The organism is Streptomyces sp. LMG1-1-1.1 (assembly GCF_040815545.1).
In the GTDB taxonomy this organism is placed as follows: domain Bacteria; phylum Actinomycetota; class Actinomycetes; order Streptomycetales; family Streptomycetaceae; genus Streptomyces.
Genome location: NZ_JBFPNH010000076.1, coordinates 232,562 through 245,773 on the forward strand (window position 1 = coordinate 232,562; position 13,212 = coordinate 245,773).

A 13,212-nucleotide genomic window follows, 5' to 3' on the forward strand; every position below is an offset into this window, starting at 1 on the left:
TCGTGTGTGGGGGGCGCTCGGGTCGCGAGCCCCAGCATTGAACCCCGTGAACAGGGATGATCGGAAGCCCTCATTCCGGATCGTTGTACGGCGACCTCGCGAGAGTCGAAGGTCCGTACCAGGCCGGGTGAAGGTCCCGACCCCGCTGCCTGCTACCCGGCCCCTGACGTGCCACACTCGGCGTCATGCGCGTCTACATCGGTTCCGACCACGCCGGCTTCGAGCTGAAGAACCACCTCGTCGAGTGGCTCACCGCACACGGCCACGAGGCCGTCGACTGCGGCCCCCACATCTACGACGCCCTCGACGACTATCCGCCGTTCTGCCTGCGTGCCGCCGAGAAGACGGCCGCGGACCCGGACGGCCTGGGCATCGTCATCGGCGGCTCCGGCAACGGCGAGCAGATCGCCGCGAACAAGGTGAAGGGGGTGCGCGCCGCCCTCGCCTGGAGCGAGCAGACCGCCGCCCTCGGCCGCGAGCACAACAACGCCAACGTGATCTCCGTCGGCGGCCGGATGCACACCCGGGAAGAGGCGACCAAGTTCGTCGAGATCTTCCTGAACACCCCGTACTCCGGTGACGAGCGTCACACCCGCCGCATCGACATGCTCACCGCGTACGAAAACACCGGCGAGCTCCCCCCGATCCCGGCGCACCACCCGCAGGAGCCGACCGCCTGATGCCCGAAGGGCACACCATCCACCGGCTGGCCGCCGACCACCGCGAGCGGTTCGGCGGCCGGCCCGTGCGCGTCTCCAGCCCCCAGGGCAAGTTCGCCGACTCGGCGGCCCTGCTCGACGGATCCGTCCTGGAGACCACCGAGGCCCACGGCAAGCACCTCTTCCTCGGCTTCGGGGAAGGGGAGTGGATCCACATCCACCTCGGCCTCTTCGGCAAGGTCGCCTTCGGCGACGCCCCGGCCCCGCCGCCCACGGACACCGTCCGGCTGCGGCTCGCCGACCCCGAGGGGTACGTCGACCTGCGCGGCCCCACCACCTGCGCGCTGATCACGGACGGCGAGAAGCAGGCGATACACGACCGGCTCGGCCCGGACCCCCTCCGCGAGGCCGACGACCCGGCGAAGGCCTGGCGCCGCGTCTCCACGTCCCGGACGACCATCGCCGCCCTCCTCATGGACCAGAAGGTCATCGCCGGCGTCGGCAACGTCTACCGCGCCGAAGTCCTCTTCCGGCACGGCATCGACCCCTACCGCGCCGGCAAGGACCTCACGCCGGGGGAGTGGGACGCGATCTGGACCGACCTCGCCGCGCTGATGCGCGAGGGCGTCCGCCTCAACCGCATCGACACCGTCCGCCCCGAACACACCCCCGAGGCCATGGGCCGCCCGCCCCGCGTCGACGACCACGGCGGCGAGGTCTACGTCTACCGCCGCACGCACCAGCCCTGCCACGTCTGCCACAGCGAGATCCGCACCGCCGACCTCGCCGCCCGCAACCTCTTCTGGTGCCCCACCTGCCAACAGCGCTGACCCCGCCCGACAGGCCCTAGAACCCGTGCGGCAGCCACGGCGCGACCGGCGACCCGAACGCGACGGACGCCTCGACCAGCGCCCCCTCCCGAAGCTCCCGCACCCGCCCCGCCCCCGCCAGCGCCACCAGCGACGTCCCGCCCAGATACGCCGCGCCCAACTCCCGTACGGACAGCGCCAGCTCCGCGGGATCGGACGTCCGGACGCACACCGCGCCCTTCCCGTCCCCCGTCAGCCGCCAACGCCCCGCGTTCCACGGGCAGAACGCGTCCTCCACCTCGAACACCACGTCCACCGGCGCCTGGTACGTCCGCGCCTCCAGCGCCGCGCCCACCTCCACGATCCGCAGGAACAGACCCTCCCGCGAGGTCGCCTCGCACCGCCGCGCGTCCGACACCAGATGCCGCCAGGCGCCGTCCACGGGACTGCTCCGGATCCGCACCTGCGACGTCAGGTCCACCGAGCACAGGAACCGCCACAGCGCCGCCTCCGCCACCGGGTCGAGCGCCAGCACCTGCTGCACCACCACGGCACCGTCCGCCCCCGCGAACGACCAGTTCGGCCTGATCGCGTAGTGCGTGAAGCCCACGACCTCCCCGCCCCGCTCCGCCAGCACGCACAACCGCGGCGAGGACCCCCCGCGCTCCGACTCCGGGTCGAGCAGCGGCAGCCGCTCCCAGCCGGGACCCCGGGCCACCATCCCCGGCCGCAGCGGCACCAGCCGGGCGTACACCTCCTCGCACACCGCCGCGGACTCCACCAGGTCCGCCTGCCGCAGCCCCACCCCGTCCGTGCCGTCCGGCACCGCGAGCCGCACCCGGTTCGTGTCGATCACCGCGTGCTCGGTCCACGTCGCGGCGCCGTAACCGAACCGCCCGTAGATCACCGGCTCGGAGGCCGTCAGCACGGCCAGCGGCTCACCCGCCGCCCGCACGTCGTCGAGCTGCCGCCGCATCATCGAGGAGAGGATCCCGCGCCGCCGGTGCGTGCCCGCCACGCTCACCATCGTCACCCCGGCGGCCGGCACGAGCGCCCCGCCCGGCACCGTGAGACGGAACGAGAACGCGCCCGCCGTCCCCACGCACAGGTCCCCGTCCCAGGCGCCGAGCGACCGCTCGCACTCCGTGAGGTCCCGCCACAGCGCCCGCGCGTCCGGCGGCTCGTGCAACCCCCCGAACGCGAGGTCCAGCACCCCGAACCAGCGGTCCCAGTCGTTCGGGTCGAGAACCCGGAGTTCCGTCGTCATATGCCATCGATATCAGCGGGCCGGCGCCCGGGGCGACCCGATTTCACGCGCATTGTCACCGGGGTACCCCTGCGCGATGCCGGACCGTGTGGATAGGGTCCAGGCCAATGGGACACCGCGCCGGAGTGAACGGGTACGCGGCCCGGATGCGCAGGCGCGCCCGCCGGGCCCGCGTCGCGCTGCGCAAGTCCGGCGTCGACTACTTCCGCGGGGACGGCTCCGACTGGCTCGCCTTCGCCGGACTCCTCCTGATGATTCCGGCCATCGCCTGCGGAACGATCGTCAATCCCGTCTGGTGCGCGCCGTCCGCGCTCGTCCTGCCGATCGTGGCCGGCGGGCTGCTGCTGCGCCCCGCCAGCCTGCTCGGTCTCTACGCGACCGCCGCCGGCGCCCTCATCGTCGAGTCCGTCGTCCTCGGGCCGTACACCCAGGGCCCCGCCAGGGTCACCCCCGGCACGGTCCTCGTCGTCGCCGCCTGCGGCCTCTTCGGACTGCTCATCGCCCAGTTCCGGGCCCGGGTCGGCGTGCCCTGGCGGCGCGGCGGCACCATGCTCTTCGACCTGCGCGAACGCATCCGCGTCCAGAGCGCCCTGCCCCGCCTCCCGAGAGGCTGGCACCGCGAGATGGCGCTGCGCCCGGCCGGCGGCCAGTCCTTCTCCGGCGACTTCGTCGTCGCCGCCCGCACCCACGGCGGCCGGACCCTGGAGGTCGTCCTCACCGACGTCTCCGGCAAGGGCATGGACGCGGCCTCCCGCTCCCTGCTGCTCTCCGGCGCCTTCGGCGGCCTCCTCGGCTCCCTCCCGCCGCACGGCTTCCTCCCCGCGGCCAACGGCTACCTGCTCCGCCAGAACTGGGACGAGGGCTTCGCCACCTCGATCCACCTCGTCCTCGACCTGGAGTCCGGCGACTACGAGCTCTACTCCGCCGGCCACCTGCCCGCCCTCCAGCTCCACGCGGGCAGCGGCCGCTGGGAGGAGAAGGCGGCCGACGGCCCGCTCCTCGGCGTCTACGACGGCGCCGAGTTCCACCCCGTCAAGGGATCGCTGCGCCCCGGCGACGTCCTCATGCTCTTCACCGACGGCCTCGTCGAGGCCGCCGACCGGGACATCGCCGAGGGCATCGACCGGCTCACCGGAGAAGCCGACCGCTGTGTCGCCGGCGGTTTCGAGGGCGTCGCCTGGGACCTCATCGAAGCCGTCGCCAAGGACGTCAACGACGACCGCGCCCTCCTCCTGCTCTCCCGCCCCGCCTGATCGACAACTCCCGCCGGGCGAAGTGATCTTCTCCACGACGATTCGTCACCCGGCAGCGAGGGCAGGGGGGTTGGTGGCACGATGGAGGCAGCGGGGGGTGTTCCGGGACACGGGCTCCCTGGTGGGCAACGTGGGACCGACCGAGGGTGTGATCAGTTGTGGCCATTTCACTGTCTGTGGTGTTGCTTTTGGCAATCATCCTGGTGGTGCTGATCCGCGGGGGGAACCTCAAGGGCGGTCCGGCCGTCGTCGCCGTCCTCTTCGGCTTCTTCCTCGCCTCCACCGGCATGGCCGACGACATCCAGCGCTTCCTGGACTCGATAACGCAGACGGTCGCGTCCATCAAGTTCTGAACCGCCGCGGCCCCCGCCGACCGGGCGGGGGGCCGGCGGCCGGGAAACGCGTCAGGGCCGGTCCGGAGAAGCTTCTCCGGACCGGCCCTGACCTGCGTGGAGCGGGTGACGGGAATCGAACCCGCGTAGCTAGTTTGGAAGACTAGTGCTCTACCATTGAGCTACACCCGCACAGCGTCGCGCCGCAGGTCACGAGGACCGCGGCACGAGGAGCATGGTAGCCGGTCGAGGACCTTCTTCGCACACCCCGAAAACAAGGGGCGCCGCACAGTCCCCGTCCATGTACCCTACGTGTCGCACCGACGGGGTGTGGCGCAGCTTGGTAGCGCGTCCGCTTTGGGAGCGGAAGGCCGTGGGTTCAAATCCCGCCACCCCGACCATGACGACCGCGCGCCCACCTCGCACGTTCTTGATCACGTTGTGGGCGTCAGACCGCTTGCGGTTACTATGCAAGCTGCGTGCCCGTGTGTCTTTCTGACCGGGCCGAGCCGCCGGAGCCGCTACACGCGGTATCGGCGGATTCCAGGAATCAGCCACAAGGAGACCGAACCGTGAAGAGCGCCGTGGAGACCCTGAACCCGACCCGGGTTCGGCTCACTGTCGAGGTGCCCTTCGAGGAGCTCAAGGACAGCCTCGACGCGGCGTACAAGAAGATCAACCAGCAGGTCACGGTCAAGGGCTTCCGTAAGGGCAAGATCCCGGCTCGCGTGATCGACCAGCGGTTCGGCCGCGGCGCCGTGCTGGAGGAGGCCGTCAACGACGCGCTCCCGAAGTTCTACACCGAGGCCGTCAACGAGGCCGAGGTCAACCCGCTGGGCCAGCCCGAGGTCGACATCACCGAGCTGAAGGACGGCGAGCTGCTGGCCTTCACCGCCGAGGTCGACATCCGCCCGACGATCGAGATCCCGGACTACTCCGGCATCGAGGTCACCGTCGACGCGGTCGAGGTCACCGACGAGGACGTCGAGAAGTCCGTGGAGCAGCTCCGCGAGCGCTTCGCGTCGACCTCCCCGGTCGAGCGTGCCGCGCAGGACGGCGACGTCGTCACCATCGACCTGGAGGCCAAGGTCGACGGCGAGGTGCTGCCCGACGGCGTCGCCAGCGACGTCTCGTACACCATCGGTTCCGGCGAGCTCCTCGACGGCATCGACGAGGCCGTCAAGGGCCTGGAGGCCGGTGGCGAGGCCACCTTCACCTCGCAGCTGAAGGGCGGCTCCGCCGAGGGCAAGGACGCGGAGGTCACCGTCAAGGTCACCACCGTCGCCGCCCGTGAGCTCCCCGAGCTGGACGACGAGTTCGCGCAGCTGGCGTCGGAGTTCGACACCCTCGACGAGCTCAAGGCCGACAGCCGCAAGCGCCTCGAGAACATGAAGCAGTTCGACCAGGCCACCCAGGCCCAGGAGCGCGTCCTCGACGAGCTCCTCAAGCTGGTCGAGGTCCCGATGCCCGAGAAGCTTCTCGAGGACGAGATCAACACCCGCAAGCACAACCTGGAGCACCACCAGCTCGGCCAGATGGGCATCGACCTCGCGAAGTACCTGGAACTCCAGGGCAAGACCGAGGAAGAGTTCCTGGCCGAGACCAAGGAGCAGGCCGAGAAGGGCATCAAGACGCAGTTCATCCTCGATGAGCTCGTCAACAAGGAGAAGCTCGACGTCTCCCGCGAGGAGCTCACCGAGCACCTGTTCCGCCGTGCCGCCTCCTCCGGCATGAGCCCCGACCAGTTCGCCCAGGCCGTGGCCCAGGGCGGCCAGGTGCCGATGCTCGTCGGCGAGGTCGCCCGCGGCAAGGCCCTCGCGGTCGTCGTCGAGGCCGCCAAGGTCGTCGACACCAACGGCGAGGCCGTGGACCTCTCGGACGACGAGGACGAGCTCGAGACCGCCGCCGAGGCCGTCGAGGCCGTCACCGGCGAGGCCGAGGTCTCCGAGGACAAGTAAGCGGCTCCGCGCCCCGGCGCGGAACCCCGTCCCACGGGCCCGGACGCACAGCAGTGCGTCCGGGCCCGTGGACGTACCAGGACCCTGTTATGCGTCCCCAACTACCTTGCGCTCCCAGCGAACAGTTCGGGAACCGGGATGGCGTTGTCCTACCTGCGCGTTAGGGTCCATGAATACGAGGGCAGTGCCCTCTGAACGAGACGCTGAGACGGCCTGGGCCGTCGGAGACGAGCAGGTGGATACGTGACGAATCTGAAGCCTTACGCCGCGGGTGAGCCGTCCATCGGTGGCGGCCTCGGCGACCATGTCTACAACCGGCTCCTCGGCGAGCGCATCGTCTTCCTCGGCCAGCAGGTCGACGACGAGATCGCCAACAAGATCACCGCCCAGATGCTCCTCCTGGCCGCCGAGCCGGAGAAGGACATCTTCCTGTACATCAACAGCCCCGGCGGCTCGGTGACGGCCGGCATGGCCGTCTACGACACCATGCAGTTCATCCCGAACGACGTCGTCACCATCGGTATGGGCATGGCGGCCTCCATGGGCCAGTTCCTGCTCACCGCCGGCGCCCCCGGCAAGCGCTTCGCGCTGCCGAACACCGACATCCTGATGCACCAGGGCTCCGCCGGCATCGGTGGCACGGCCTCCGACATCAAGATCCAGGCCGAGTACCTCCTTCGCACGAAGAAGCGCATGGCCGAGATCACCGCGCAGCACTCCGGCCAGACCGTCGAGGCGATCATCCGCGACGGCGACCGCGACCGCTGGTTCACCGCGGAGGAGGCCAAGGAGTACGGCCTCATCGACGACATCATCACGCACGCCGCGGGTGTTCCGGGCGGCGGCGGCACCGGCGCCTGAGCGCCGGCCGCCGAAGAGCCCCAGCCCCCCGCCGAACGCCACCAGGACGGTGAACACCCCGATGCACAACAACCTCTCCGCGAGCGGCCTCTACACCGGCGCGCCGATGGACAACCGCTACGTCGTGCCCCGCTTCGTCGAGCGCACCTCACAGGGCATCCGCGAGTACGACCCGTACGCGAAGCTCTTCGAGGAGCGCGTGATCTTCCTCGGCGTGCAGATCGACGACGCCTCCGCCAACGACGTCATGGCGCAGCTGCTGTGCCTGGAGTCGATGGACCCGGACCGCGACATCTCGATCTACATCAACAGCCCCGGCGGCTCCTTCACCGCGCTGACGGCCATCTACGACACGATGCAGTTCGTGAAGCCGGACATCCAGACGGTCTGCATGGGCCAGGCGGCCTCCGCCGCGGCCGTGCTGCTCGCCGCCGGTACGCCCGGCAAGCGGATGGCCCTGCCGAACGCCCGCGTGCTGATCCACCAGCCCTCCGGCGGCACCGGCCGTGAGCAGCTCTCCGACCTGGAGATCGCGGCCCGCGAGATCCTGCGGATGCGCAGCCAGCTGGAGGAGATGCTGGCCAAGCACTCCTCGACGCCGATCGAGAAGATCCGCGACGACATCGAGCGCGACAAGATCCTGACCGCCGAGGACGCCCTCGCGTACGGCCTGGTCGACCAGATCGTCTCGACCCGTAAGAGCACGGCCTCCGCCGAGCGCTGACGCCCGACCTTCCCCTGGCACGGTCCCTGTGGCCGAATCGCGACCATGTGAACCGTGCCAAGGGGGGCCCGAACGAGGGGCCCGGCAAGGTACCGTCGAATATGAGGCACCAGGAGCCGCTGAACCAAGCGCTCCCAGGCGAAGGGGAAGCACCTCGTGGCACGCATCGGTGATGGCGGCGACCTGCTCAAGTGCTCGTTCTGCGGAAAGAGCCAGAAGCAGGTGAAGAAGCTCATCGCGGGACCCGGTGTGTACATCTGCGACGAGTGCATCGACCTCTGCAACGAGATCATCGAGGAAGAACTCGCGGAGACGAGCGAGGTGCGCTGGGAGGAACTCCCCAAGCCCCGCGAGATCTACGAGTTCCTCGAGGGGTACGTCGTCGGGCAGGAGCCCGCGAAGAAGGCCCTCTCGGTCGCGGTGTACAACCACTACAAGCGCGTCCAGGCCGGCGAGAACGGCGGCGCGCAGGGCCGGGACGACGCCATCGAACTGGCGAAGTCCAACATTCTGCTGCTCGGCCCCACGGGCTCCGGGAAGACGCTGCTCGCGCAGACCCTGGCCCGGATGCTCAACGTCCCGTTCGCCATCGCCGACGCGACGGCGCTGACGGAGGCCGGCTACGTCGGCGAGGACGTCGAGAACATCCTGCTCAAGCTGATCCAGGCGGCCGACTACGACGTCAAGAAGGCCGAGACCGGGATCATCTACATCGACGAGATCGACAAGGTCGCCCGTAAGAGCGAAAACCCGTCGATCACGCGTGACGTCTCCGGCGAGGGCGTGCAGCAGGCCCTGCTGAAGATCCTGGAGGGCACCACGGCCTCCGTACCGCCGCAGGGCGGACGGAAGCACCCGCACCAGGAGTTCATCCAGATCGACACGACGAACGTGCTCTTCATCGTGGGCGGCGCCTTCGCCGGCCTCGAGAAGATCATCGAGTCGCGGGCGGGCGCCAAGGGCATCGGCTTCGGGGCGACCATCCGCTCCAAGCGCGAGATCGAGGCGAGCGACCAGTTCCAGGAGGTCATGCCGGAGGACCTGGTGAAGTTCGGGATGATCCCGGAGTTCATCGGCCGCCTCCCCGTCCTCACCTCGGTCCACAACCTGGACCGCGAGGCGCTCCTCCAGATCCTCGTCGAGCCGCGCAACGCCCTGGTCAAGCAGTACCAGCGCCTCTTCGAACTCGACGGCGTGGAGCTGGACTTCGACCGCCCCGCCCTGGAAGCCATCGCCGACCAGGCGATCCTCCGCGGCACCGGCGCGCGCGGCCTGCGCGCCATCATGGAGGAAGTCCTCCAGTCGGTCATGTACGAGGTCCCGTCCCGCAAGGACGTCGCCCGAGTCGTCATCACGGCCGACGTCGTCCGCAACAACGTCAACCCGACGCTGGTCCCGCGGATCGTGAAGAACGACGGCAGGCACGAGAAGTCGGCCTGAACCGGCAGCAGACGAGTGAGGGGGTCCCGCCGGAAGGCGGGACCCCCTCACTCATGTCCGGTCAGCCCGTCAGGACTTGACGCGGACCTCCTTGCGGAGCTTGGCGGTGACGGCGGCGGCCTCCTCGCCGGTGGCGCCCTTGCCGGTCATCATGGCGGACATGTCGACCGGGACGACGAAGCCCACGGTGCTGTGGTCGGCCCACACGCACATCGTGACGGTGAACGCGGGCATGCTGGTGGCCGGGTCGGCCTTCCCCTTGGCCTGCTGGCACTTGAGGATCGCGCCGTCGAGGCCGTCCGGCTCGTACGCCTGGGGGCTGCCTTCCAGCTGGGGCGCGTCGCTCTTGCCGGCGTCCTTGTCGGCTTCGGCCTTGGCGCTGGCGAAGATGGCGTCGACGACCTTCTCGGGGTCCTCGATCTCGCCGTAGAGACCGTTGAAGGAGATCATCTTGCTGGCGAGCGGGTTGGCCTTGTTCTCCACCTGGTAGGTGGCCTTGACCTTCGTGGCGTTCTTGACGCCGTTCTTCTCGGCTTCGTCGAGCGAGTCGTCCCCGGAGGAGGAGCTCCCCTTGTCCGGAGCCTTCTTGTACTCGCCGAGGACCGTCTCCGGCGTGATCAGCTTGTGCGGGCCGTCGTCGGCGACCGAGGAACCGCCGCCGCCGAGCAGGAAGTACGCGCCCACGCCGATCGCCGCGACGACCGCGACGGCGCCGATGACCCAGCCGGCCTTGGACTTCTTGGCGGCCGGGGGGTGCGGCACGTAGCCGCCGGGGCCCTGGGGGGCGCCGTACGGGGGCTGCTGGCCGTAGGGGCCGGGCTGCTGCTGCGGGTAGCCGTAGGGCTGCTGCGGCGGGACGCCCTGCGGGGCCTGCTGGGGGTATCCGTAACCGGGCTGGGGAGCCTGGGGCTGGCCGTACGGGCCGGGCTGCTGGCCGTAGGGGCCCGGCTGGCCGCCGTGGGGCCCGGGCTGCTGGGGCGGCTGGCCGCCGTACGGGCCCGGCTGGTTGTAGCTCATCGACAGGTTCCCCTCACAGGATGTTTATGCCTACCGAACATCCTGGCGGAACCCGCGGCGTGGCAGTGCGGCGGGGCCCACACCGTTACCGAACCAAAGCGTTTCAGGACACGGCCGCTACACCCCTAAACTGACCCCGTGACCGAGAACACTCAGCAGCAGACAGCGCCCACCACCGAACTGCCGACCCAGTACGCGCCGGCCGAGGTAGAGGGGCCGCTGTACGAGCGCTGGGTAGAGCGTGGGTACTTCGAGGCGGACGCGAAGAGCGAGAAGCCGCCGTACACGATCGTCATCCCGCCGCCGAACGTCACCGGTTCGCTCCACCTGGGCCACGCCTTCGAGCACACGCTGATCGACGCCCTCACCCGCCGCAAGCGCATGCAGGGCTTCGAGACGCTGTGGCAGCCCGGCATGGACCACGCCGGCATCGCCACCCAGAACGTCGTCGAGCGCGAGCTCGCCAAGGAGGGCAAGTCCCGCCACGACCTGGGCCGTGAGGCGTTCGTCGAGCGCGTCTGGCAGTGGAAGGCCGAGTCGGGTGGCCAGATCTCCGGACAGATGAAGCGCCTGGGTGACGGCGTCGCCTGGTCCCGCGAGCGCTTCACCATGGACGAGGGCCTGTCCCAGGCCGTCCAGACCATCTTCAAGAAGCTCTACGACGACGAGCTGATCTACCGCGCCGAGCGCATCATCAACTGGTGCCCGCGCTGTCTGACGGCCATCTCCGACATCGAGGTCGAGTACCAGGACGACGACGGCGAGCTCGTCTCCATCCGCTACGGCGAGGGTGACGACTCGCTGGTCGTCGCCACCACCCGCGCCGAGACGATGCTCGGTGACACGGCCGTCGCCGTCCACCCCGACGACGAGCGGTACAAGCACCTGGTCGGCAAGCAGATCAAGCTGCCGCTGACCGACCGCACGATCCCGGTCGTCGCCGACACCCACGTCGACCCCGAGTTCGGCACCGGCGCCGTCAAGGTGACCCCGGCGCACGACCCGAACGACTTCGAGATCGGCCAGCGCCACAACCTGCCGAACCTCGCCGTCATGGACGAGCGCGCGGTCATCACCGTCCACGGCCCCTTCCAGGGCCTTGACCGCCTGGAGGCGCGTTCCGCCATCGTCGCCGCGCTGCGCGCCGAGGGCAGGATCGTCGCCGAGAAGCGTCCGTACGTCCACTCCGTCGGCCACTGCTCGCGCTGCAAGACCACCATCGAGCCGCGCCTGTCGATGCAGTGGTGGGTCAAGGTCGGCCCGCTCGCCAAGGCCGCCGGTGACGCGGTCCGCGACGGCAAGGTCAAGATCCATCCGCAGGAGATGGAGAAGCGCTACTTCGACTGGGTCGACAACCTGCACGACTGGTGCATCTCGCGCCAGCTGTGGTGGGGTCACCGCATCCCGGTCTGGTACGGCCCGAACGGCGAGGTCGTCTGCGTCGGACCGGACGAGCAGCCGCCGACGGGCGAGGGCTGGCACCAGGACACGGACGTCCTGGACACCTGGTTCTCCTCCGGCCTGTGGCCGTTCTCCACGCTCGGTTGGCCCGAGCGGACGGAGAGCCTGGCGAAGTTCTACCCGAACTCCGTCCTGGTCACCGGCTACGACATCCTCTTCTTCTGGGTCGCCCGGATGATGATGTTCGGTCTGTACGCGATGGACGGCACCCCGCCGTTCCACACCATCGCCCTGCACGGCATGGTCCGTGACCAGAACGGCAAGAAGATGTCGAAGTCCTTCGGCAACGTGGTCAACCCGCTGGACTGGATGGACGAGTACGGCTCCGACGCCGTCCGCTTCACCCTGGCCAACGGCGCCAACCCGGGCGTCGACGTCCCGATCGGCGAGGACTGGGTCAAGGCGTCCCGCAACTTCGCCAACAAGATCTGGAACGCGACCCGCTTCGCGCTCATGAACGGCGCGACCATCGAGGGCGAACTGCCCCCGGTCGAGCAGCTGTCCGCCACCGACCGCTGGATCCTGTCGCGTCTCAACGCGACCGTGGCCCAGGTCGACGCGTACTACGAGGACTACCAGTTCGCGAAGCTCAGCGACGCGCTGTACCACTTCGCGTGGGACGAGGTCTTCGACTGGTACGTCGAGCTGTCGAAGACGACGTTCTTCGCCGGCGGCGAGCAGGCCAAGGTCTCCGGCCGGGTCCTCGGCGAGGTCCTGGACGTCATGCTGCGGCTGCTGCACCCGATCGTCCCGTTCGTCACCGAGGCCCTGTGGACCACGCTGACCGGGGGCGAGTCCCTCGTCATCGCCGACTGGCCGAAGGACTCGGGCTTCCGGGACCCGGCCGCCGAGGCGGAGATCGAGAACCTCCAGCAGGTCGTCACCGAGGTCCGCCGCTTCCGTGCCGACCAGGGCCTCCAGCCCGGCCAGAAGGTCCCGGCCCGCCTGGAGCTCGGCGGCACCGCGCTCGCCGCGCACGAGGCCGCCATCCGCCAGCTGCTGCGCCTCCAGCCGGAGGGCGAGGGCTTCTCCGCCACCGCGTCGCTGCCGGTCGCGGGTGCCACGGTCGCGCTCGACCTGTCGGGCACGATCGACGTGGCCGCGGAGCGCAAGCGCCTCGCGAAGGACCTCGCGGCCGCGGAGAAGGAGAAGGCCCAGGCGAACGGGAAGCTCGGCAACGAGGCCTTCCTCGCCAAGGCCCCGGACAACGTGGTCGACAAGATCCGCACCCGCCTCGCCAAGGCGGACGAGGACATCGCCCGCATCCAGACCCAGCTGGCGAACCTGCCGCAGGCCTGACCCGTACGACGGAGGGGGCCCGGAACCGATCACGGTTCCGGGCCCCTTCCCGTATGCCCGGACCGCCCCAATAGGGGTGAAGTGCCCGAACTCACACCAGGCGGGACTTCGGGTCCACGGCACCGGGACGAA

11 protein-coding genes and 2 tRNA genes are annotated in these 13,212 nt (G+C 69.7%); 10 read left to right on the top strand and 3 right to left on the bottom strand.

Going from position 1 to position 13,212, the window contains the following annotated elements; genetic code table 11:
- Positions 1-185: 185 nt before the first annotated feature.
- Together MRBLMG1_RS34550 and MRBLMG1_RS34555 are read left to right on the top strand one after the other, a co-directional pair.
- Positions 186-680 (top strand): ribose-5-phosphate isomerase, encoded by a 495-nt coding sequence (locus MRBLMG1_RS34550; RefSeq protein WP_367828104.1) that lies wholly within the window; start codon positions 186-188, stop codon positions 678-680.
- The gene (locus MRBLMG1_RS34555) at positions 680-1,489 is read left to right on the top strand and encodes an Fpg/Nei family DNA glycosylase (RefSeq protein ID WP_367828105.1); all 810 of its coding nucleotides are present in this window, start codon (positions 680-682) and stop codon (positions 1,487-1,489) included. The genes MRBLMG1_RS34550 and MRBLMG1_RS34555 overlap by 1 nt, the downstream gene beginning before the upstream one ends.
- A 16-nt stretch (positions 1,490-1,505) precedes the next feature.
- Here MRBLMG1_RS34555 and MRBLMG1_RS34560 read toward each other — a convergent pair whose 3' ends face one another.
- Positions 1,506-2,735: a GNAT family N-acetyltransferase gene (locus MRBLMG1_RS34560; RefSeq protein ID WP_367828106.1), complete on the bottom strand. Its 1,230-nt coding sequence runs from the start codon at positions 2,733-2,735 to the stop codon at positions 1,506-1,508.
- A gap of 107 nt (positions 2,736-2,842) precedes the next feature.
- Between MRBLMG1_RS34560 and MRBLMG1_RS34565 the strand changes: the two genes are divergently transcribed.
- Positions 2,843-3,988 carry a PP2C family protein-serine/threonine phosphatase gene (locus tag MRBLMG1_RS34565; protein WP_367828107.1) on the top strand — a complete coding sequence of 382 codons (1,146 nt, stop codon included), beginning with the start codon at positions 2,843-2,845 and terminating at the stop codon, positions 3,986-3,988.
- A 158-nt stretch (positions 3,989-4,146) separates the two neighbouring features.
- Positions 4,147-4,341, top strand: a complete 195-nt coding sequence (locus MRBLMG1_RS34570) for a hypothetical protein (RefSeq protein ID WP_015033610.1) — start codon at positions 4,147-4,149, stop codon at positions 4,339-4,341.
- A 97-nt stretch (positions 4,342-4,438) separates the two neighbouring features.
- Here MRBLMG1_RS34570 and MRBLMG1_RS34575 read toward each other — a convergent pair.
- A tRNA-Gly gene (locus tag MRBLMG1_RS34575) sits at positions 4,439-4,512 on the bottom strand.
- 132 nt (positions 4,513-4,644) lie between these two features.
- Here MRBLMG1_RS34575 and MRBLMG1_RS34580 point away from each other — a divergent pair.
- The 5 genes from MRBLMG1_RS34580 to clpX all read left to right on the top strand — a co-directional run bounded on the left by MRBLMG1_RS34580 (position 4,645) and on the right by clpX (position 9,303).
- Positions 4,645-4,721, top strand: a tRNA-Pro gene (locus MRBLMG1_RS34580).
- A 171-nt stretch (positions 4,722-4,892) separates the two neighbouring features.
- Entirely contained in the window at positions 4,893-6,278 is a 1,386-nt protein-coding gene (gene tig / locus MRBLMG1_RS34585) for a trigger factor (RefSeq protein ID WP_367828108.1), read from the top strand.
- 243 nt (positions 6,279-6,521) lie between these two features.
- Positions 6,522-7,139, top strand: a complete 618-nt coding sequence (locus tag MRBLMG1_RS34590; RefSeq protein WP_366305952.1) for an ATP-dependent Clp protease proteolytic subunit — start codon at positions 6,522-6,524, stop codon at positions 7,137-7,139.
- A 61-nt stretch (positions 7,140-7,200) separates the two neighbouring features.
- On the top strand, positions 7,201-7,863 hold the full coding sequence (locus MRBLMG1_RS34595; protein WP_367828109.1) for an ATP-dependent Clp protease proteolytic subunit: 663 nt from the start codon (positions 7,201-7,203) through the stop codon (positions 7,861-7,863).
- Positions 7,864-8,019: 156 nt separating this feature from the next.
- A complete protein-coding gene (clpX, locus tag MRBLMG1_RS34600; protein ID WP_015033605.1) occupies positions 8,020-9,303 on the top strand; it encodes an ATP-dependent Clp protease ATP-binding subunit ClpX in 1,284 nt (427 codons plus the stop codon).
- A gap of 69 nt (positions 9,304-9,372) precedes the next feature.
- On the opposite strand, the gene MRBLMG1_RS34605 is transcribed toward clpX, so the two are convergent.
- A complete protein-coding gene (locus MRBLMG1_RS34605) occupies positions 9,373-10,320 on the bottom strand; it encodes a hypothetical protein (protein ID WP_367828110.1) in 948 nt (315 codons plus the stop codon).
- Between the two features lie 138 nt (positions 10,321-10,458).
- Here MRBLMG1_RS34605 and MRBLMG1_RS34610 point away from each other — a divergent pair, with 138 nt between their 5' ends.
- Positions 10,459-13,080, top strand: coding sequence for a valine--tRNA ligase (locus MRBLMG1_RS34610; RefSeq protein ID WP_367828111.1), 2,622 nt, complete (start codon positions 10,459-10,461; stop codon positions 13,078-13,080).
- The last annotated feature ends 132 nt before the right edge of the window (positions 13,081-13,212 follow it).

Coding starts and splice junctions, on each gene's coding strand:
- MRBLMG1_RS34550 (WP_367828104.1), top strand. CDS start 186: ATGCGCGTCTACATCGGTTCCGACCACGCCGGCTTCGAGCTGAAGAAC.
- MRBLMG1_RS34560 (WP_367828106.1), bottom strand. CDS start 2,735: ATGACGACGGAACTCCGGGTTCTCGACCCGAACGACTGGGACCGCTGG.
- MRBLMG1_RS34565 (WP_367828107.1), top strand. CDS start 2,843: ATGGGACACCGCGCCGGAGTGAACGGGTACGCGGCCCGGATGCGCAGG.
- MRBLMG1_RS34555 (WP_367828105.1), top strand. CDS start 680: ATGCCCGAAGGGCACACCATCCACCGGCTGGCCGCCGACCACCGCGAG.
- MRBLMG1_RS34595 (WP_367828109.1), top strand. CDS start 7,201: ATGCACAACAACCTCTCCGCGAGCGGCCTCTACACCGGCGCGCCGATG.
- MRBLMG1_RS34605 (WP_367828110.1), bottom strand. CDS start 10,320: ATGAGCTACAACCAGCCGGGCCCGTACGGCGGCCAGCCGCCCCAGCAG.